At 42.8% G+C, this 22,394-nt stretch carries 17 protein-coding genes; 16 read left to right on the plus strand and 1 reads right to left on the minus strand.

Translation table 11 applies throughout. From position 1 onward, the window contains the following. Nucleotides 1-59: 59 nt before the first annotated feature. The 7 genes from EKM82_RS07830 to manA all read left to right on the plus strand — a co-directional run bounded on the left by EKM82_RS07830 (nucleotide 60) and on the right by manA (nucleotide 8,662). Entirely contained in the window at nucleotides 60-713 is a 654-nt protein-coding gene (locus EKM82_RS07830; RefSeq protein ID WP_125767770.1) for a WxL domain-containing protein, read from the plus strand. 29 nt (nucleotides 714-742) lie between these two features. After that, the gene (locus tag EKM82_RS07835) at nucleotides 743-1,426 is read left to right on the plus strand and encodes a WxL domain-containing protein (RefSeq protein WP_125767772.1); all 684 of its coding nucleotides are present in this window, start codon (nucleotides 743-745) and stop codon (nucleotides 1,424-1,426) included. A 95-nt stretch (nucleotides 1,427-1,521) separates the two neighbouring features. Beyond that, on the plus strand, nucleotides 1,522-2,586 hold the full coding sequence (locus EKM82_RS07840; protein ID WP_125767774.1) for a DUF916 and DUF3324 domain-containing protein: 1,065 nt from the start codon (nucleotides 1,522-1,524) through the stop codon (nucleotides 2,584-2,586). A gap of 45 nt (nucleotides 2,587-2,631) precedes the next feature. Beyond that, complete coding sequence (locus EKM82_RS07845; RefSeq protein WP_125767776.1) at nucleotides 2,632-4,980, plus strand: hypothetical protein; 2,349 nt, start codon at nucleotides 2,632-2,634, stop codon at nucleotides 4,978-4,980. A 134-nt stretch (nucleotides 4,981-5,114) separates the two neighbouring features. Beyond that, a complete protein-coding gene (locus tag EKM82_RS07850; RefSeq protein WP_125767778.1) occupies nucleotides 5,115-6,071 on the plus strand; it encodes a Dyp-type peroxidase in 957 nt (318 codons plus the stop codon). A 222-nt stretch (nucleotides 6,072-6,293) separates the two neighbouring features. After that, the gene (locus EKM82_RS07855) at nucleotides 6,294-7,667 is read left to right on the plus strand and encodes a glycoside hydrolase family 1 protein (RefSeq protein ID WP_125767780.1); all 1,374 of its coding nucleotides are present in this window, start codon (nucleotides 6,294-6,296) and stop codon (nucleotides 7,665-7,667) included. A gap of 23 nt (nucleotides 7,668-7,690) precedes the next feature. Next, nucleotides 7,691-8,662, plus strand: a complete 972-nt coding sequence (gene manA, locus EKM82_RS07860) for a mannose-6-phosphate isomerase, class I (protein WP_125767782.1) — start codon at nucleotides 7,691-7,693, stop codon at nucleotides 8,660-8,662. A gap of 953 nt (nucleotides 8,663-9,615) precedes the next feature. Here manA and EKM82_RS07865 read toward each other — a convergent pair. Further along, nucleotides 9,616-10,170 (minus strand): CvpA family protein, encoded by a 555-nt coding sequence (locus EKM82_RS07865; protein ID WP_125767784.1) that lies wholly within the window; start codon nucleotides 10,168-10,170, stop codon nucleotides 9,616-9,618. 895 nt (nucleotides 10,171-11,065) lie between these two features. Here EKM82_RS07865 and EKM82_RS07870 point away from each other — a divergent pair. From EKM82_RS07870 to EKM82_RS07905, 9 genes are all read left to right on the plus strand, one after another. Beyond that, entirely contained in the window at nucleotides 11,066-11,989 is a 924-nt protein-coding gene (locus EKM82_RS07870; RefSeq protein WP_125767786.1) for an ABC transporter ATP-binding protein, read from the plus strand. Next, nucleotides 11,982-13,598 (plus strand): ABC transporter permease, encoded by a 1,617-nt coding sequence (locus EKM82_RS07875; protein ID WP_125767788.1) that lies wholly within the window; start codon nucleotides 11,982-11,984, stop codon nucleotides 13,596-13,598. Before EKM82_RS07870 ends, EKM82_RS07875 begins: the two co-directional genes overlap by 8 nt. A gap of 15 nt (nucleotides 13,599-13,613) precedes the next feature. Continuing rightward, nucleotides 13,614-14,255: a TetR/AcrR family transcriptional regulator gene (locus EKM82_RS07880; RefSeq protein WP_125767790.1), complete on the plus strand. Its 642-nt coding sequence runs from the start codon at nucleotides 13,614-13,616 to the stop codon at nucleotides 14,253-14,255. Between the two features lie 737 nt (nucleotides 14,256-14,992). Further along, on the plus strand, nucleotides 14,993-17,335 hold the full coding sequence (locus EKM82_RS07885) for an ABC transporter ATP-binding protein/permease (RefSeq protein WP_125767792.1): 2,343 nt from the start codon (nucleotides 14,993-14,995) through the stop codon (nucleotides 17,333-17,335). Between the two features lie 393 nt (nucleotides 17,336-17,728). Then, complete coding sequence (locus tag EKM82_RS11490; RefSeq protein WP_164508176.1) at nucleotides 17,729-17,890, plus strand: hypothetical protein; 162 nt, start codon at nucleotides 17,729-17,731, stop codon at nucleotides 17,888-17,890. Between the two features lie 177 nt (nucleotides 17,891-18,067). Then, the gene (locus tag EKM82_RS07890) at nucleotides 18,068-18,532 is read left to right on the plus strand and encodes a hypothetical protein (RefSeq protein WP_125767794.1); all 465 of its coding nucleotides are present in this window, start codon (nucleotides 18,068-18,070) and stop codon (nucleotides 18,530-18,532) included. A 164-nt stretch (nucleotides 18,533-18,696) separates the two neighbouring features. Next, the gene (locus EKM82_RS11765) at nucleotides 18,697-20,031 is read left to right on the plus strand and encodes a TPM domain-containing protein (protein ID WP_191988112.1); all 1,335 of its coding nucleotides are present in this window, start codon (nucleotides 18,697-18,699) and stop codon (nucleotides 20,029-20,031) included. A gap of 171 nt (nucleotides 20,032-20,202) precedes the next feature. Next, nucleotides 20,203-21,048: an aldo/keto reductase gene (locus EKM82_RS07900; protein ID WP_125767811.1), complete on the plus strand. Its 846-nt coding sequence runs from the start codon at nucleotides 20,203-20,205 to the stop codon at nucleotides 21,046-21,048. 35 nt (nucleotides 21,049-21,083) lie between these two features. Continuing rightward, complete coding sequence (locus EKM82_RS07905; protein WP_125767813.1) at nucleotides 21,084-21,929, plus strand: aldo/keto reductase; 846 nt, start codon at nucleotides 21,084-21,086, stop codon at nucleotides 21,927-21,929. Nucleotides 21,930-22,394: the final 465 nt, after the last annotated feature.

Here is a 22,394-nt window from a genome sequence, read left to right on the forward strand (position 1 = left end):
CTTAGATACTTCAAAATTATTTCAATAATACTGTTTCAAACAACGAGGAGGAAACACTCATGAAAATGACTAAAACTTTTACTTTATTAGCAACATTGGCACTTGGTTTATCTGTCGCAGCTGGCACTTCAAGTGTTAAAGCAGCAGAGGTAAGTAATAACAAAGGTGAAACAACTGCACAAGCTGAATTAACTACTACTGATCCAACAGATCCGGGAACAGGTGACAGCGTAATTAAATTAATGAATGTGCCAGACATTAATTTTGGTTCCAAACAACTAACTGGTGAGGCAATCAAATTTACGCAAGCAGATGAAACTGCTACATCGCTTGTTCCAATCAAAGTTTTAAATCAAGGGATTGCTAGTGGCTGGAACCTAACAGTTCAACGTACCAATTTTACAACGGCTGCTCCTGATTCTGTTCTTCTTAAAGGAGCGGTTTTAAAATTTGGTAAGGGTAGTATTGATCTTAATAGTGACGGTTTAAAGGCAACTGATGGTAAGGATTACGCTGCCGATAATCTACTTACAGTTGACACTGCAGCTAAGACAGTTCTTTTGGCTGAAAAAGATGGTGAAGAGTACCAAGGTGTTGGGGAGAATACTAAAACATTAGCAGCTACCGACTTCACATTAGATGTTCCTGCAAATAATACTGCTGGTACCTATTCTGCTGATTTAACTTGGACTTTGGCAAACACAGTACAATAGTTAATCAGTTCTTCTCGAGGAGGATTTAAATGCTTAAGAAAATTAGCTTTAGCTTAATTTTAGGCATGATGTTAATCCTTTTCTCAACACCACAGCAGTTGGTTCGGGCTGATCAATTAGAGAGTCATGCCACTGTCAAGTTGCGGCCAGAAGTACCAACCACGCCAGTTGATCCCCTGGATCCTAATGATCCTGATAAGGAGTATCCTGGGGACGGTACTGATGGTGGCAATAACGGGACTGGCACAGTAGCTAGTTTGTCACTGGATTATGTGAGCAATTTCCATTTTCAAGCCGAAACAAAACAAACTAGTGTCACAGCGCCGTTGATCAATCAAATGGCAATGGTTCAAGTCAGTGATCGCCGTAGTACTGGTTCTGGCTGGGTGTTACAGGTGAAACCTGATGCATTGGTAGGTCGGGCAACACAGGCTGTCTTAAAATATGGCGAAGTAATTCTTGGCGAGTTGACTTTGAAGGCGCCCAGCAATAACTTTAGTGATCGGCCGCAAATTGTTACTAAAAAATTGAGCATTGGCGAGTATAATAATATTGTCCGAGCCAGTGAAGGCCAAGGGTTAGGAACTTGGGTACTAGGCTTTCCACAAAGTCAGCAGAATCCCACTAAATTAGTTTTAAATAATTTAAATGATGCGCCAGCTGACCATTATTCCGGTGTTTTGAATTGGTCGTTAACAGATGCGCCAAATTAAATTTCAGCGCAAAGTGGCCGTCGCAGGTACTTTGCGCTTTTCGTAATATGAAGTAAAAATGAAGAAGTAGAACATGATGGGAGTTAAGTTGAATTATGAAACTTAAACATTTTATTTTTGGATTAAGTTTGGTTATTGCTGGATTTCTTGGTGGAAATGTCCAACAAGTACACGCAGAAAGTTTGAATTTTGATGTTGGCGCGGTTTTACCAGATAACCAGGCAAACAAAGATGTCACATATTTCGACTTATTAGTTAAGCCCAATGCTGAACAGAATTTACAAGTTCGCATCAATAATAAAGATTCACAGGAACATCAATATAAAGTTGCAGTTAATCGTGCTAGCACTAACCGCAATGGTGTGATCGATTACAGTGATCATGGTAAAAAAGTTGATAAATCATTAGCACATGACATTGAAAAGTACACGACTAAACCACAAACAGTGACCGTGCCGGCTAAAACAAGTCAGTTAGTCACGATTAACTTGAAAACACCTGCTAAGGGTTTTGATGGTGTCATGCTTGGTGGTGTGCGCGTAATGCAGGTTGATCAGGCAAAGGCTTCTTCCAAGAAGGGTGTCACTTTAACCAACCGCTTTGCTTACGTTATTGGCTTACAACTTCATGAAAATGATACAAAAGTTAAGCCAGATCTCCATTTATTGAAGGTCACACCTAAGCAGTTAAACTATCGCAACTATATTACCGTCACTCTTCAGAATAATCAGCCGACAATTATGCGTGATTTCAACGTTAACGCTGTTGTGACGAAACGTGGCAGCACTAAAAAAGTGATTAGCTACAAGAAAAACAGCATGTCCATGGCGCCTAACAGCAACTTTGCCTTACCATTGGGGGATCAAGGCTATCAATTAGAGCCAGGTAAATATACCTTAACTTTGAAAGCTAATGCTGACAGCAAGAAGTACAATTGGAAGTTTACTAAAGATTTCGAAATTACTTCAGATCAGGCTAAGAAGTTGAATTCAACTTCAGTTGATCAACCTGAAAAGAAGAATAATTATATGATTTGGCTCTTAATTATTGGTATTATCGTAATTCTGTTATTGATTATCCTAATCATTATTTTATTGAAACGTAAAAAAGATGATGACGATGATCAAAAAGAAGCCGATAAAACAACCGAGCAAAAATAGAAATTATTAAGTCACAACTTGACTAGCCATTGTGGGGGAAGAACAATGACAAAGAAAATTAGAAAAATTACGCAGTGGATACTGCTTTTAACATTATTATTGAATGTCCTAATGAATGTAACATCTAATCGGGTTTACGCATCTGATAATCAATCTTATGATATGGCAACAAGAGAAATTCCCGATGGTATTAATCCGCAAAAATATATGGTGCTTGGAAGATTAAAAAACCCGGAGTATCCTGATGAGACAATGGAGTATGCATTAAATAACAGTACTAAATTTCGTGCTATTTTTGATAGTAACCCCACAAATATAGTCAAAATGACACAATTTAAGGATAACTATACTAGAACAATCGGAACTGCTTGGTCTACTGATAATGATTTTGACTATACACAAAAACAGGTATTTAAACTTTGGCTTTATTTTACGGATACCACACAGTTAGATGGGGTTAAACAAGTTCCTGGTGATGGTATGGCCTTTGTGCTTCAAAATGATGAACGAGGAATTAATACTTCTGCTAATTTTTCCACAATGGGAAGTTCCTACGAGTTATATGGACCGATTGGCGGTCAAACATTAGGAGTGTACGGTACCAATATGTCCAGCGATGGTAACTTGGATACTCTTGCTAAATCGGCAATTCAAAATTCTTGGGCTCTAGAGTTTGATACTCGGAAGAATGCGTTAAGTGGTAGTCCAGCATATGCGCCCCAACCAACGGGCAATCACTATGGCCCAAACAGCATTATGGATGGTTCTTTTGACCTAAATTTGAGTTCGATTACGGGAGAACATATTGCGGCAAGTTATCCGGGGGAGGTTAGTTCGTACTCAAGAGAATCAGTAGGAAGGAACTACTACTATCAATTGATTCATGATGTGGCCAAAAATGCTAATTTAACAAATGCAGGTAATTTAACGCCAAATAACAATAATTGGCATCATGTCACGTTAACTTGGAATGCTACATCTATTGGTTCAATTGGAAACATGAACATGACCTTTGATGATAAGAATATCGATGGAACCTCTGCTCTTCCATCACTTACGGGGTCTTATCCGGTTGATACGAGAATTGTTGATCCAAATAAGACAGGAAAAGCTCGTTGGGGAATTACTGGATCAAATAGTGATGGCAGCCGGGCAGAAAGTTTATTTATGATTGACGCGACACCAACCTCAGTGGAGGGTAGTGCGACAAATACAATTTATAATAGTTCTCGTAATCAAGCAATTCCAAAGGATAGTAAGGAAGTTGGCTCGAATAATGATTTAGCTGTGACGTATAAAGTTAGTTACGATAATGACAATGCAAGTACAGATTGGACTAATTTAATTGCTAAATTACCAATACCGGCAGGCACATCATTTAGTAGTGGTTTTGTTAGCTACAGTGATGATACAAGTGATGAATCACTGACTAGCGGAGAAATTACGAATAATGTTCTTAATCATCAGCTAAAGAACTTATCAAAATCAAACAAAACTGCGACTATTACATTAAACCTAAAAGCAAATACAGTAATGGCTAATTTAAATGTTCCAGCTACGACGGCGCAATTCGTTGGTGATCAATATACGGCACATACAAATACTTCTGCATTCACAATTGTACCTGCCAACTCTATTACACTGACACCAAATGAAGCTTCTCAGCAACCCTTAGCTGTTGCGGTTGGTGGTACTTCTCCAGATATTGCTGGCAACTATACTTATTTTGATAAGAATGGTAGTTTAATCAACGCCGGATCTGGCTTTACTAATGCGAATTTTACGATGCATGTGGCAATCAACGGCGCTAATCAACCAACTTATAAAGTTGGTGATGCAAGTGCATTTGGAACTTTTAGTCTTAATCAGCTACAATATGCACCATCGTTATTAAATGACGGAAAGAATACGATAACTTACTATGTTTCTGATGAGCAGGGTAATCAATCTAACAAAGTTACAGCCGAGATCTACCGAGTTTCTGGAGACTTACAAATTGAGGCTTCACAAAGTAACTTCTTTGAAACTGGCAAGGTAAATGGTCAGCCTCAAACTCTTGGCCGTACCGCTAGTAGTGACACCAATTGGAATATTCGCGTTATTGATGGTCGTACGGATATAAATTCTGGCTGGACCTTACAAGTTAAAGCGGGTTCAATGACTGATGTAGATAACAGCAGCAAACAACTTAAGGGCCATATTGAGTATAATGGTGTAGATATTACTAAAAATACTGTCGAAATTAAAGGAACAACTGAGAGTTATGTCAATAATGTGACCAGCGTTTCAACCGATTGGAAAGCAGATACTGGGATGCAATTGAAAATCAATGCTAACGCAACAGCCGGGTCATACAGTGGGGAAATTACCTGGACACTACACAATACACCATGAAGATAGAAAAGTTTTTCCAGTATCAATATCTGGGAAAACTTTTTTCTTCTTTAAACTGATTCTAATCAGTTGACTATCGCGGTAGGTTTTTGTACGCTGATGGTGGTTTAAGAATTTCAAGGGAGGATTTAGTTATGCCTATTAATCCAAGCCGTGCTCAAGATGTCTGGAAAGATGTTGGCGAGCATGTTCAGTTCACGGTTTTAAAATTTAATCGTCAGGATCCCGAGCATGAACGTGAGGTTTTCCAAGAATTCGCAGATCGTTCGCAAGCCATTATTCGTTCATTGCGGATTCGGGATGCTAAGCCGGAAACCGGTTCGCAATTAAAAGTTGCCATCGGGATCAGCAATGCTGGTTGGGACTACTTATTCCCCAATGCCGCTAAGCCTCAAGAATTAGAGACTTATACGACGATGACTGGTCCTAAGTACGCGATGCCTGCAACGGATGGTGATTTGTTCTTCCATATTCGTGCCAGTGATGAAGCAATTGTTTATGAAGCACAGACCCAATTTAGCCGGGTGCTTGGCGAAGTGACGACTGTCTTAGATGAAACCAAAGGCTTCCGTTACTTTGAAGGCCGCGCGATTATTGGCTTTATTGATGGCACTGAAGCGCCAGCTATTGAAGATGCCGCTGATTATGCCTTAGTAGGCGACGAAGATCCTGAGTTTGAAAATGGTTCGTATGCCTTTGCTCAAAAATGGCTGCACAATATGCCAGTTTGGAACAAGCTCAAGACTGAGGACCAAGAAAAAGCCGTTGGTCGTGAGAAATTTAGCGATTACGAGCTTGCTGATGCGGATAAATTTAAGAATGCCCACAATGTTGCGTCTAAGTTTAATATTGACGGCGTTGAGCAGAAGATTGTTCGGATGAACGTGCCATTTTCAGCACCAGCCTCAGGAAAAACTGGGACTTATTTCATCGGCTATTCTCGTTTCTGGTCAGTCACGAAGGGTATGCTGAAGAACATGCTTGATCAATCTGACTACCTCTTAACTTTCTCCGAGATTTTAACGGGGCAAGCCTTTTTCATTCCGTCTCGTGATTTGCTGGCAAAAATTGCTGACGGTGACTTTAAATAATAATAATTAAGTGCAATAGTCTAATTTGAGTACCAGCAAATTAGGCTATTATTTTTAGTTTTTTTAAAAATAAAAAAGAATTTTGTGGGACTTGCAAGTGATTCCAACAAAAGACTATACTTTTTATAGATATTGACTGTAAAAAGTATATTTTTGCTTAAAAATTACCGTAATATAACGTATACTATTGGTGGAAGCAAACGCTTAAATTAGGAGGGCGACATGACAAATTCGGCTTTTAAAAAAGATTTCTTGTGGGGTAACTCGGTTTCAAGTATGCAAACTGAAGGTGCCTACAATGAAGGTGGCAAAGGGCCATCAGTTTATGATTTAGTCGAACCTGGTGAACATCGATCTGATTGGAAAGTAGCCATTGATGACTATCATCGTTATCCCGAGGATTTCGATTTAATGAAGGACTTGGGCATGAATTGTTATCGATTCCAGATTTCTTGGAGTCGGGTGCAACCTGATGGTGAAGGCGAGTTTAATCCTGAAGGCATCAAGTTTTACCATGATTTCATTGATGCTTTGATTGCTCGCGGCATTGAACCAATGATCTGCTTATATCACTTCGATATGCCATTGAATTTGGCTAAGAAGTATCAGGGTTTCATGAGTCGTGAAGTCGTTGACGATTTCGTCCGTTATGGTGAAAAAATGGTCGACGAATTCGGCAGCAAAGTGAAATATTGGCTGACTTTTAACGAACAGAATCTTTATTCAATGCAAGGCTGTGCCAAGATTGCTGGTGCCTTGGAGACACCGGAAACTTTGGAAAACATTCTGACAATTAGTCATCATGTCATGTTGGCTCACGCGCGCGTTTCGAATTATTTGCACCAAACGACGCAGGCGCAAATTGGTGGGATGCTTGCTTATACTGAGTTATATCCTGCAACAGCGAAGCCAGCTGACAATTTCTACACTGAACAAATCAACCAATTTTATAATTATAATTTGTTAGATGCTTTCACTGGTCGTGGCTATGTGCCGGCATTCTTAAACTTAATCGAGCAGAATCATTTCCAAATTATTAAACCAGGTGATTTGGACATCATTAAGCAGCAACGCAGTGACTTCTTACCATTTAGTTACTACCGGTCCACCACGTTGTCCGCTGATAATATTACTGATTTGACCCAACTGCTGACTAAGGGTGGGGCTTTCAAGGATAATCCTTATTTAAAGACCACCGAATGGAACTGGCAAATTGATCCCCTTGGTTTCCGCAACATCATCGTAAAAATGTGGAATCGTTATCGCCTACCAATTTTCCCAATTGAAAATGGGATTGGCGTGATTGAAGAATGGGATGGCCAGCACGAAATTCAAGACGATTATCGGATTGTTTATCATCGCGAACACTTGCAAGCCATGAAAGATGCCATGGAAATTGACGGCGCTGATGTTTTAGGTTACCTGGGCTGGGGCTTGATCGATATTCTTAGCTCCCAGGCCGACATGCGCAAGCGTTATGGCGTTGTTTATGTTAACCGAACCAACCACGACTTGCGTGATATGAAACGAGTTCCGAAGAAGAGTTATCACTGGCTGAAGAAAGTCATTGCTGCTAATGGTGCTGATTTATATTAATTTTTAATTGAGAGGAAGCTACAATAATGGAACCATTATTTCTAAATCCTTATTTTCAAGAAAAAATCTGGGGCGGTCGCAAATTAGCTACTGATTGGGGCTACCAAATTCCTGACGGCAAAATTGGCGAATGTTGGGCAATTTCAGCCCATCCTCATGGTCCTGCCACTGTTAAAAACGGTCCTTACAAGGGACAAAATGTGGCTGAATTATGGGCTGACCACCGAGAATTATTCGGCAATGCCAAGGGTGAAGTTTTCCCATTATTGACGAAAATTCTTGATGCCGAAGCTAGCTTGTCAGTGCAAGTTCACCCTGATGACGCTTATGCTGAAGAACACGAGCATGAATTAGGCAAGACCGAATGCTGGTACGTCTTAAGTGCTGAACCAAATTCTTATTTGATTTACGGTCACCACGCTCAAACCTGCGAGCAATTAAAAGAAATGATCGACAATGGCGACTGGGAACACCTCTTGCGGAAATACCCTGTTAAAAAAGGTGATTTCGTTTACGTCCCAAGTGGCACAATTCATGCCTTAAATAAGGGTATTGTTGTTTTGGAAACACAACAAAGTAGTGATACGACTTATCGCTTGTATGATTACGATCGGGTTGATGCCAAGACGGGCAAGAAACGTGACCTTCATCTGAAGCAGTCCATTGACGTGACCACCGTACCTCATCAAGACCCTAAGTTAGACATCACTGAAGAAAAATTCGGCGATTCTTACGTGAAGACTTTTGTTAAGGCACCATTGTCACCATTCTTCAGTGTTTACGAATGGCGGGTAAAGGGTGAACTAGATTTAACCCGGCAAGCTGCACCTTACACTTTGGTTTCTGTTGTTGATGGCGCCGGCAAAATTACTTGTGATGGTGCTACCTACGACATTAAGAAGGGTGACCACTTTATCTTGCCATTCCAAATCAAGTCATGGCAATTAAGTGGCGACATGCAAATTATCGCTTCTGAAGCTGGGGATAAGGAATAGGATAGGTGCCAAGACTCCCCCAATTGGGAGAGGTGGTGGCGGCGCAATTTTGTGGGCGTGGAACGCCATGGGCATTGATTTAAGCTAGTCGCTCCTGAGTTGAGCGCGGCAGGGGCCCAGCGATTTTATGGGCGTGGAACGCTGTGGCCGTCGATTGAAGCCAATTCAAAAACCGAATTGTCTCCAATACGAGGCTTTGACTAGCTGCTAAAGCAGCAAGACAAATTTCACAGCTGACGCCAATCGCTGGGCCCCTGCCTGAATTAAACTGATAAAAAGAATCACCACTATTTGACCGGACCAGATTGTGGTGATCCAAAAACGGTATGACAATCAGAGTTGTCACACCGTTTTTTTTGTGCTATTTAACTGTTATTACTAATTGAAATGAGTTACTGAATCCTACTACCACTGCCTTAAACACTAACAATGATGAAGTGCATTAACTGAACTCCAGACGGAATGGAGGGATCTTGGCGTCAGCCGCCAAATTGTTCTTAGTGGCTGGGCCACTTAGAACAAGGCTTGTATTTGAGATTGTTGCAAAGCAATAAGCTCAAATCAATGCCGGCCGCGTTCCACGCCAAGCAGCCCGGAATGCAGTCAGAACTAGCTCTGATTTACCACCTTTACCTTGTGTTAGTGGTTTGGGACATTAGCTTCAAAATAATTTATCCATTTTTCAAGTGCATCAAAAGAGCCCAACGTCTAGGAGCGTTGGGCTCTTTTTGAATGCCTACGAATCATCTTGAAGAATACCAGTAAGTCATCGGAGTTTGGCCTTAACAAAATGAGTTGGGACATTTAGCAATTGCCGGATTACGATGCTTGCGGGCAATTGCCCTGATTGCGTAGGACTTGTTGGTGGTAGCCCCTGGGTGTGAGCTACCAAGTATTCTTCATAATTTAATCTTAGCAAGATTTAAATCATGGCGCGAGATTTTTGCCTAGTCTTAAAGCACGCTCTGGATCAATTGCTGGGCACTGTCGGTGAAACTCTTGGTATCAGTGTGGAAGAGCCAATCGACGACTTGCTGGCTAACGATTGGCGTCCGCTCAACAACAAACTGAGCAACTGGCGAGCTTGTATACTGATTGATGAACCAGTTGGGCGTGATGATATTTAATAAGGATAGTGCAAGGAAAATACCTAGGTACATGATCAGAATTGAGATAATGGCGCCGCCGAGGCCATTAGCCTGCTTAATTACGGGAATCCAAGTCACTGATTGTGAGAGGTGAGCCAGCCAGCGCACGATAATGTGGCCGATCAGCATGATCAGCCAGAAGGCAATCGACTGGGCAACAAAAGAGGCGAATGGATCAGTTGGGTCGCCGCGTTTACTTATTTTTAATAAAAAGTCACCAAATTGGGCATCATAAAATAGTGCCACTAGGAAGACTAATAAAGTGCCCACGCTAAAGAGCAATTCTTTGACGAGGCCTCGCCGGTAACCGCGGAAAATCGCGTTTAGTAATAAGGCAATGATAATAATTGATAGGATCATATTTCTCCACTTTCCTCAGCTTAATTAAGATTAGTTTACCAAGAAATAATCTCGCTGTAATCATGCTAGAGACGGAATTTTTGGAATATGAGTTAATTGATTGGCAAAGGCAGTTGTGGCGCAATTTGTGGGTATGAAACAGTATGGATATTGATCTTGGTCTTGGTCGCTCCTTAGTTGAGCGCGGCAGGGGCCCAGCGATTTTGTGGGCGTGGAACGCTGTGGCCGTTGATTGAAGCCAATTCAAAAACCGAATTGTCTCCAATACGAGGCTTTGACTAGCTGCTAAAGCAGCAAGACAAATTTCACAGCTGACGCCAATCGCTGGGTCCCTGCCTAGATGAAGCTTACGTAATTGAGCACCACTATTTAGCCAAACCAGATTGTGGTAGTACCAAACTGTGTGACAATCTCTACTGAAAAATAGAGTTATCACATCGTTTTTTTGCCACTGTTCAACTATTACTATTGATTAAAATGAGTTACTGAATCCCCACTTCCACTGCATTAAACACTAACAATGATGAAATGCACTAACTGAACTCCAGACGGAATGGAGGGATCTTGGCGTCAGCCGCCAAATTGTTCTTAGTGGCTGAGCCACTTAGAACAAGGCTTGTATTTGAGATTGTTGCGCAGCAATAAGCTCAAATCAACGCCGGCCGCGTTCCACGCCAAGCAGCCCGGAATGCAGTCAGACGCCATTCTGTTTCAGCATCCTCACAGGTCCTAATGATTTTAATCAGCCAACTTCCATTCCTCAAATACGCTCAGTTTGACTAGACAACATATTGCTAAAAAATCGATTGCTTTTCATTGACCCACCAGTCAATGAAATCTATAATGACGGAGTATTTAATTATTGGTCAGGAAATTGATGGTGGAGGAAGCAATTATGGCAGCAACTGAAGTGTTAACAGTTAACCATTTACAAAAGAAATTTGGTAAGTTTACCGCTTTGCGGGAAATCAATTTAACGTTGCATGCTGGTGAGGTCCTAGGCTTCATTGGCCCCAATGGTGCTGGCAAGTCAACGACGATTCGTACGATTCTAGGTATGTTGCGGCCGACTGCGGGGACGGTGCAAGTTTTCGGTCAAGACGCTTGGCGTGATGCCGTCACCATTCATCGCCGCTTGGCTTATGTGCCAGGGGATGTTTATTTGTGGCCGAATTTTACTGGTGGTCAGACAATCGACTTGCTGCTGAAAATGAGTGGTCAGCAACATAACGCCAAAACGGATGACTTAATTCAGAAATTTGCGCTCGATCCCAGTAAGAAGAATCAAACTTATTCCAAAGGTAATCGGCAAAAAATCGCCTTAATTGCGGCGTTATCCAGTGATGTTGAGGTTTATATTTTTGATGAGCCAACTTCTGGATTGGATCCTTTAAACGAAATTGTGTTTCAACAGGAAATTTCTCGGCTTAAGGCGGCTGGAAAGGCGATTCTGTTATCAAGTCATATTTTGTCAGAAGTGGAAAAGACTTGTGATACGATTGCGATTATTCGCGAAGGTCGCATTATTGAGGCCGGTCAACTGACTGAACTGCAACATTTGACGCGAATTAATGTGACAGTAACTACTGATCAAGATTTGACGGCCTTGAGCAAGTTACCTGGGGTGCATCAATTCCAGCAACACCAGCCGGCGGGTCAATATAATTTTGCCGTCGATTCAGATGCGCTACAAACGGTGTTACAAACATTGGCTGCGCAAAAATTAACGTCGATTCAAATTGCGCCACCAACTTTGGAAGATTTGTTTTTACGGTATTATGACCAAGGCAGATCAGCCGAGGTGACCACCCATGCTTAAGGAGAATTTTGCGCAAACGGGCGCGCTACTTAAAATCAATTTACGGCGTGATTGGGTCAAACTGTTGACTTGGTTCTTGATTCTCGTCGGGCTGTTAGTTGGGTACGCTTATAAAATTGGCACCTTGTTTTCTGGAGAAAAGGCAATGGCGACACTTGTAGCGACGTTACGAACGCCAGCCATGATTGCGATTATGGGCTACATTCCTGATCAACCGGCAATAACTGAAGCGATTATTTATAGTAGTGAAATGGTTGTCTTTATGAGTCTATTTGCAGGATTGGCCAGCTTATTAATCAGTGTTGGCGCGACTCGCGGTGCTGAAGAGGAAGGCTTGGTCGAATTGTTGCGGGCCAAAGCCGTTGGTCAACAGGCCTTCATTGCTGCCGCTTGGTTGGAAAATTTACTGCTGAATGGCTTGTTGTTTTTGACAACTGGTGTGGGCTTGCAATTTGCGGCAATGACTGGAGCTAATGCGGCTGGTAACTGGTTGCTGGCGGCGTTAATTGCTGGCAGCGGTTTGGTTTTCGGGAGTATTGGCATTTTAGCAGCGCAATTAACTCGCGAGGGGCGCACGGCCACTAGTTATAGTTTAGCTGCCTTGGGCTTGGCTTATTTGTTGCGCATGGTCATTGACGTTCGGAATCATCAGTATAATTGGTGGTCGCTTTTAGGTTGGCCAGAACAGGCCGGCGTTTATTATCACAATAATTGGTGGCCAGTTGTTTGGCAGTTGCTGGCAATTGTGGTAGTGCTAGTCGCGGCAATGGTTTTAAATGCGCAACGTGATTTAAATGGCGGCTTGATTGCTGTTCGTGCTGGCAAAACGACCAGTCGCTTTTTACGTGGGCCACTGACGGCACTTATCAAAACTGATCAGCGCAGTTTTTGGGCCTGGTTAATTGGCGCCGTGGTCATCGGAATGATGTATGGCTCGATTTTTAATCATATTTCGGCGATTATTGCGGCCAATCCATTGATGCAACAAATTGTTAGTGCTGGCAGGCAACAACAGGCAGTCACCCAATTGATTTTAAATTTTATGACGTTATTAAGCGTGGTCATGGCTGTGCTTGGCACCATTCGAGGGCAAATGCTGGCCAATCACTTATATCTTGATGCACGTCAGGGATATTTAGAACTTTATTTTGCGCGACCTGTTAGCCGCCTGCGCGTTTTTAGTAGTTATCTGGGTTGGGCAATACTGAATGCTTGGTTAGTTTTAGCCGCTGGAATTCTGGGATTGTATTTGGGGAGCGCCGCCGTCATGAAACAACCGTTGGCGCTGAAATACTTTATCCGAATTTTTAGTGGTTATTTTGGCCCGGTAGCTGTACTGGTGATTTTCTCAGCGCTATTGCTGACTTGGGCGCCACGCTGGCGGCAACTAGGTTTAGTGTATACTGGTATTGGTTTCGGCATCATGTATTTCCACAGTTTACTGAAATTGCCAACGTGGGTCATGGAGCTGGTACCTTATGGTTGGGTGCGCCAAGTCCCAGTAAAAACTGTCAGTGGTGCCACAATCCTTAGTATGATTGTTATTAGTCTTGTTGGCTTAGGCCTAGCTTATTGGGGCTACCGCCAGCGGGACCAGAATTTTAATTAGAAATGAGTTAAGCACATGACGAAACGTTTGCCAGAAGATCCCCAGAAAAAAGCTCGGATGTTAGCGGCGGCAATCCAGTTATTCGCGGCCCAAGGTTATGAAGTGACCCATGTTGATCAAATTGCCCAGCAAGCCGCTGTTTCGAAGGGGTTGGTTTTTAAATACTTTGTGAACAAAGAGCAACTTTATTTGGCGGCACTGACTGCTGCTAATCAACAATTCATGACCGTAATTGATCGGACTGTTTGGCAAGACAGTCCTGATTTAAGCGCGATGGTCATCAATGCCACTCGTTACAAAATTCAGTTACAGCTGCAATTTCCTGCGGAGTTCAAGCTATTAATGACCGCTTTTGTCCATCAACAACAATTGCCGGCCAGTAGCCAAGCCTACGTCCAGAAAATGTTTGTTGCCAATCATGACTTGACCAGCGAATTGATGGCCCCAGTCGTTGCCCGCTTGAAATTCAAGCCCGGCGTAACGGCGGCCGATTTTCTGGAAGTAATTGGCTACATCACCAATGGCTATGTCCAAAAAATCCAGCAGTATTTAGCCGCCCATCCGGAAATGACGCGCATCGAACAAATGGAACCCTTGATTCAGGACCTAGCCACAAAATTAAGGTTGGTTGAATCAGGGTTTGTGGTTGGCGGTTAGCTGATGTGCCAATTGGTCACTCCCTAGTCGAGAACGGCAGGGGCCCAGCGATTAAGAGGGCGTGGAACATGGTGGGCGTTGATTTGAGCTTATTGCTAGCGCAACAATCTCAAATACAAGCCTTATTCTAGCCGCTAAAGCGGCAAGAATAATTTCACCATTGACGCCAATCGCTGGGCCCCTGCCTGGATTAAACTAACAAAACTGATCATCACTATTTAGCCAAACCAGATTGTGGTGATGCCAAATCGGTGTGACAATCTCTAATCAGAAGGAGGTTGTCACACCGTTTTTTGGTTGCTGTTCAACTATTATTACTGATTAAATTGAGTCACTGAATCCTGCTATCACTGCCTTAAACACTAACAAAGATGAAGTGAAGTAACTCAACTCCAGACGGAATGGAGGGCGTGGTTGTCAGCCGCCAAATTTGTCTTACCGCTTTAGCGGTTAGACAAAGGCTCGTATTGATGACAATTTGAAAAATTGGCATCAATCGATGCCGGCAGCGTTCCACAACCAGCAAGCCCGGAATGCAGTCAGACACAATTCTGTTTCAAAACTATCATTAGATTTTAATGGTTTTGAACTTTGGTCTTTAATTTGGTTCAAATCAGTGCCGGCTGCGAACTTTTGCTTGTATTTAGGACCCAAGGCTGATGGCAATTAAGTTGTGTGTGATATAATTAATCGGATGATTAGTAACACTTTGTAACCAAAATCGGGGAGGATTCAGTGTGCTCGAATTAAAAAATATTAAAAAATATTATCAAGTCGGCGATACCACCACGAAAGCATTAGACGGCGTGTCCGTTGCTTTTCGTGAGAAGGAATTCGTGGCAATTCTTGGTGCCAGTGGTTCTGGTAAAACCACTTTATTGAACGTCATTGGTGGCTTGGATGAGTACGATTCCGGCGATTTGGTGATCAATGGTAAATCGACCAAGAAGTTTAAAGCGACAGATTGGGATGCTTACCGGAATAATTCGGTTGGTTTTATTTTCCAGAGTTATAACTTAATTGGTCATCTCGGCATTATTGATAACGTTGAGTTAGGGATGACGCTTAGTGGCGTTAGCAATGCGGAGAAGCGGCAGCGAGCTGAGGATGCTTTAACGCGCGTTGGTTTGCGCGAGCACATGCATAAGAAGCCGAACCAGTTGTCTGGCGGTCAAATGCAGCGAGTGGCGATTGCGCGGGCCTTGGCCAATGATCCGGATATTTTACTTTGTGATGAGCCTACTGGGGCTTTGGATACCGAGACTAGTGTCCAAATCATGGAGCTGATTCAAGAACTTTCTAAAGAAAAATTAGTAATCATGGTCACGCATAATCCTGAGTTGGCGCATCAGTATGCCAATCGGATCATTGAATTTTCTGATGGCCAAATTCGTGATGATTCACGGCCATATAATGAGTCTGCGCAAAGTGACACGTTCAAATTAAAGCGGACTAAGATGAGTTTCTGGACAGCTTTGAAATTATCCTTCACGAATATTCGCACTAAAAAAGGTCGGACTTTCTTAACGGCTTTTGCGTCGAGTATTGGGATTATTAGTATTGGCGTGGTTCTAGCGCTGTCTGGTGGTTTCCAGAAGCAAATCGATGAAACACAATCGAAGACTTTGGCCCAATATCCAATCACGATTTCGCAACAGGCCACTGATATGCAAGCAGCCTCAGCCGAAAATCCAAATAAAACTAAGAAGCTTGCTAAGGCGGGTACGCAAATCACCGCGAAAGTTAGTGCCCAAGAAAAAGCGACGCATATTAATAAAATTGACCAAAAGTATTTGAACTACGTCAATGATATTAATCCGGATTTAAGTAACAATATTGGTTACACGCGCTTAGTCGGCATGAATTTGATCCGCAAAGTTGATGGCAAAGTCCAGCCAGTCACTTTTTCTTCAGCAAAGAGTAATAGTGGTAGTCAATCTTCAGCGGCAGCCATGGCGGCCACGACTGGCGTGGGCACCTCATCGTTTCCGAAGCAATTAGATAACAGTAAAGAGAATTTCTTGAAGAAGAATTATCGCTTGTTATCAGGTGCTTATCCTAAAGCAGCGACGGATGTGGTGTTGGTTGTTAAATCAGACAATACGATTAACATTAATGCTTTGAACAACCTTGGTTTTGATGTTAAAGATGGCACCAAGCTTGATTTCAGCAAAATCGTTGGCACCAAGATTCAAATGGTCATGAATAATGATTATTACCAACAATTGCCAACAGGCAACTTTATTCCCAGCACAGATGTTAGCAGCCTCTACGACAAACCTAATAATTTGACGTTGACGGTTAGTGGGATCATTCGCGCCCGCGGCACTTCTAACATGGACTTGTTAGCAAGTGGGATTGCTTATAGTGACGACCTTGCGAAAGAAGTCATTCAAAAAAATCAGGATTCTGAAATTGTTAAGGCACAAAAGGCTTCTGCTGTGAATGTGATGACTAACCAGAAGATGGATAGCACTACGAAGCAAACGTTCTTGAGTACTTTAGGCGGCAGCAGTTTACCATACAGTATTATGATTTATCCGAATAATTTTAAGGATAAAGATAAAGTACTGACTTACCTTGATAAGTGGAATAAGGGCAAGAGCCGCGCCGATAAAATTACGTATCTTGACTTAGCCGGGACCGTCACTAATTTGACTGGTGGTTTAATGGATGCCATTACTTACGTGCTGATTGCGTTTGCGGCGATTTCGTTGATCACAAGTATGATCATGATCGGTATTTTGACCTATACTTCAGTGCTCGAACGGACCAAGGAAATTGGTGTTTTACGGGCCTTAGGTGCGCGAAGCAAAGATGTTACGCGGGTCTTCGATGCTGAAACCTTTATCCTCGGGATTTCTTCCGGCTTATTAGGGATTATTATTGCCGAATTATTGACCTTCCCAATTAATAGTTTGCTCTATAATTTAACGGAATTGAAGAATGTGGCGATTCTTGATCCAATGCAGGCCTTGATTCTGGTCTTAGTCAGCACGGTCTTGACGATGATTGGTGGTCATATTCCAGCACGAATGGCTGCCAAAAAAGATGCCGCCATTGCTTTACGAGCTGAATAGTCTGAAGTAAGACTTCCCCAATTGGGGTGGTGGTTGCTGGGCGATTTTTGGGGCGTGGAACGCTGTGGCCGTCGATTTGAACCAATTACAAACCAAATTGTTTCAAATACGAGGCTTTGACTAGCTGCTAAAGCAGCAAGACAAATTTCACAGCTGACGCCAATCGCCCAGCAACTACCTGTATTAACTAACAGAACTGATCGCCACTAATGGGTCAAACCAGATTGTGGTGAGACAAAAGCGGTGTGACAATCTCTATTGATAATAGAGTTGTCACATCGCTTTTTTGTTACTGTCCAACTATTACTACTGATTAAATTAAGTTACTGAATCCCACTAACACTGCCTTAATAACTAACAACTATGAAGCGCACTAACTTAGATCCGGACGGAATGGAGGGATCTTGGCGTCAGCCGCCAAATTGTTCTAAGTGGCTGTGCCACTTAGAACAATGCTTGTATTTGAGATTGTTGCGCAGCAATAAGCTCAAATCAATGCCGGCCGCGTTCCACGCCAAGCAGCCCGGAATGCAGTCAGAACCAGTTCTGTCATAATGCCATCATCAGGTTTTAACGATTTAGAATTTAGCTATTCAGTTTCAGCACCATGATTTAGAACTTTGCCAATTGTTGGCCAAAAAGTAAAAGTTTTTAAACTGGAAACCGTTAATTTTCGCGTAGTTGCGGTAAAATGAAATTGAGGGAAACGGTACCAAATACGAGGAGGTTGTTATGATGCTTGATACAGACCCTAAATTAGCAGTAACAGGTTGGCTAGCAACAGAGGATGCAGAAATGTTGGCTGAAACTGATCGACTGTCATTCTTTTTATATTTATATGAATTATTAGCTAAAAATGATGGGATTGCCAGTGATTTCACGGGCTTCACGTTGGAGCCACTTTTGAATCAGCCGCAGATTTTAGGTTATCGGGATGCTTATCGTGCCGATCCTGAAGGCTTTGAAAAGAAAGTTTTAGCAGCTTATCAGCAGCAAGAATTGCGAGTAAATAAGAGCTTGGCGACGATGGCCTATGTTTTGGTCAAGAATAATCCACTGGCTTATTTACAAGATTTCGTGCAAGGCTTTGATTTCTGGAAGAATTGGCAGAAGAATCACCGCCCCGATACGAACTTCTTACTGACTACTCATGATCAAGAACGTATTACGCAATACTTCTTGAAAACCAATAATTAAACAGCTTGACTCACTCACGTTGACAGATTTTAGTGTTGGCGTGAGTTTTTTGATAGGTTACCGAAAGATTAGTTTTCTGATAATTCTACTTAATCCAGTTGTTTAAACCAGGTAGCGGGGCGATAATAGAAGTTAGTAAGTATGAGTATGCTAGGGGGAGCGTCATGCTGGAGAAGAAGAAAATCAACTGGTTGTTACTATTATTGGTTGGCCTAAGCTGCTGGCTCTGGCTGGGGCCGCAATCAGTTCAGGCCGCAACGCAAACGGCTTGGGTCAATGATCAAGCGCAGGTGTTGTCACAACGGACTGCTGATGAAATTGATCAAATCAATCAGGAAACTTTTGCTCAAGTTAAAGGTCATCCACAACTGGCGGTTATCACCGTTGATCATTTACCGGACAATCAAGATATCGATGATTACGGTGTCGCCATGTTCGAGAAATATCAGGTTGGTCGCCGTGACTGGGATAATGGCCTGTTATTGACTGTCGCAATTGCGGATCATCAATATCGGCTCACGGTCGGCTATGGCTTAGAGGCAGTGATTCCTGATGGTAGTAAAAGCCAAATTGTCACCACTAAAATTAAAAACGAATTGAAAAATGAGCGTTATGACGCCGCTATTCGACAAATGTCAGAGAAAATCAGTCGCCGGGTTGTGACTCAAGAAGCTGCCATTCGGACACCTAATGCCATTAAAGAAAAACGTCAACGTGATCAACGAATTAAAATCGGCGTAATCATTGGCGCAATTTTATTAGCAGGGTTAGTGGTAGTGGGCATCATTGCTTATTATCGGCAAAAGCGCCGCTGGCAAGCTTTTGCGCTGAGCACCTTGCGAGATGAACAATTTCTACAACGCCATCCGTTAGTGCGGTTCATGCCTTGGCCGGACCAAATAAATATGGTCAAGACGACCTCGCTACCGTCAAAATTAACGGACGTGCAATTGTTGCGACTAGTGTTTATTCCTTATTTACGCGAACATGTCAGTGACATCCTGGCTAGTAATCCCGTGGCCTTGGAATACCCAGCCGCAGATTACCAGTTAGCAATTAAGGCGGTCTCTGATCGACCGTTATATTCGGCGAAGACCTTGACTAAAATAGTCGCTTTACTAAATCCTAAAATTCGGCAAATTAAGCCAATGATGCTCCGTTATCAACAGGCCTTTGAAGTTTATAGTCAGCAAAATAATTTATCTGCCCAACGGCGCCAACAACTATGGCCAATTTTTACAGCTAATGTTGATTATTTCGAAACGGTGACTGTTGATGAGGCGTTAGCACTGTTCGCCAACATGGACCGTTATGTCGATCGTAACGGCAAACTACAACGTCCTAAAAATAAAGCTGATTTAATGTTGCTGCCAGTTTGGTGGACGACGTATAATGATACGACTTTCAACAGTGGTTCTGGTTCTAATGGCAGTAACAGCTTTGGTAGTGGTTTTGGCGGCGGGAGTACCGGCGGTGGTGGCTTCAGTGGCGGCTGGTAATTGCATAAACGACCTACTTCCAGTAAGCCTAAACAGATGTCGTGACAACAAATGAATATTTTTGTAAATTACAAGTGATACTGAGCAGCAGTCTGCCGTTCAGCGACGCTTGTTTTTTTGTTGGCAAGATATTGGGGGATTAACCAAATTGGGAGGTTGTTTATGACTGCAATTAAAAATATTAAATTAAATAACGGTCTTGAAATGCCGCTGGAAGGTTTCAGTGTTGCGCAACTGGCTGATGCGACTAAGGTCAAAGATGTTGTTAAGGCGGCCTTGAAACTAGGCTATCGTTCGATTGATATGGCTCAAAATGATCATCAGGAAGCGGCAGTCAGTGCGGCAATCAAAGAAAGTGGCCTTCCTCACGAGCAGCTTTTTCTGACGACGAAGGTGGGGCTGGCCAATGCCGGCGCTAAGCCAGCCTATGATTCAGTTTTGCGTTCTTTGCAGGCTTTGCAAACCGATTATTTAGATTTAGTGCTGATTCATCAACCACTGGGCGATTATTATGGCACTTATCATGCTTTAGAGGCGCTTTATCACGAGCACAAGATTCGCGCGATTGGCGTCGCAAACTTTGAGCCTGATCGTTATGTTGATTTTGTTAAGCACGTTAGCGTTACGCCGGCAATCAATCAAGTTGAGGCGCATGTTTTTAACCAGCAGAAATTTGCGCGCAAGTGGCTGCAAAAATACCATACGCAAATCGAAGCTTGGGGACCATTTGCGGCCGGCAAGAACGAGTTTTTCACCAACCAGATTTTAACGAAAATTGGGGAAGATTATGGTAAAACCGCGGCCCAAGTTGGCTTGCGCTTCCTCGTTCAAGAGAATATTATTGTTAATCCTAAATCCGTTCATCCTAAACGGCTGGCGGAAAATTTAGGGATTTGGGATTTTGAACTTAGCGATGAAGATATGGAACGAATTCGCAACTTAGATGAAGCTCAGACTTTCTTCAATGATCATCATGATCCGGCCTTTGTGGAAGAGCTGAGCGACCTTAAATTATAGCGGCAATTGCCAGAAAGGAGTTCATTATGGCAGCAATTAAAACTGTTAAATTAAATAATGGCGTTGACATGCCTCTAGAAGGTTTTGGCGTTTTTCAGGTGACTGATTTGACTGTCGCTGAACAGGCCGTTACCGAAGCTTTGGCGCTAGGCTATCGCTTGCTGGACACGGCCCAATTTTATCAGAATGAAACGGCGGTTGGTAAAGCCATTCTTAAGAGTCCCGTGCCTCGCGAGGACATTTTCTTAACGACGAAAGTTTGGGTCTCTAATGCTGGCGAAGAAAAAGCGCGGGCCTCAGTGATGCAATCGTTGCAAAATCTTCAAACCGATTATTTGGATTTAGTCTTAGTTCACCAACCTTATGGCGACTATTACGGCACTTATCGCGCCTTAGAGCAGCTTTATCATGAAGGCGTCATCCGGGCAATCGGTGTCTCGAATTTCTTGCCGGATCGTTATGTCGATTTAGTTAAGAACGTGGAAATCGTGCCGGCGGTTAATCAATTGGAGACCCACGTTTTCTACCAACAAAAAGAAGCGCGCCAGTGGTTACAAAAATATGGCACCCAAATTGAATCCTGGGGGCCATTTGCCGAAGGTGGCCACGGTCTCTTCACGAATCCGACCCTAACTAGGATTGGTCAACAATATCAGAAAACGGCGGCGCAAGTTGCTTTACGGTTCTTGGTGCAAAGCGGCATCGTGGCCATTCCGAAAACGGTTCATCAAGATCGGATGGCTCAAAATTTGGCCATTTGGGATTTTGAATTAAGTGAGACTGACATGGCTAAAATCCAGGCGCTTGACGAAGAACAAACCGTATTCGAAGATCATCGCGACCCGAAATTCGTTGAGCGCATTAATGGTTTGCGAGTGTAGGGCGAAGTAATAGGTAAAGCCTTCCTCAATTTGGTAAGGTGGTGGCGGCGCAATTTGAAGGGCGTGGAACGCCATGGGCATTGATCTGAGCTTATTGCTGACGCAACAATCTCAGATACAAGCCTTATTCTAACCGCTAAAGCGGCAAGAATAATTTCATGGCTGACGCCAATTGCGCCGCCACCACCAGATGAAACTAACAGAATTCAGCGCCACTATTTGGCCAAACCAGATTGTGGAAGTGCAAAAACGGTGTGACAATCTCTAATCGGAAGGAGTTTGTCACACCGCTTTTTTGTGTCATTTAACTATTTATACTGATTGAATTAAGTTGATGAATCCCACTAGCACTGCCTTAATCACTAATAATTGTGAAATGCACCACCTTAACTCCAGACGGAATGGAGGGATCTTGGCGTCAGCCGCCAAATTATCGTTGGTGCTTTAGCACTTACGATAAGGCTT

This window comes from Lapidilactobacillus wuchangensis, assembly GCF_003946645.1.
Lineage (GTDB): Bacteria > Bacillota > Bacilli > Lactobacillales > Lactobacillaceae > Lapidilactobacillus > Lapidilactobacillus wuchangensis.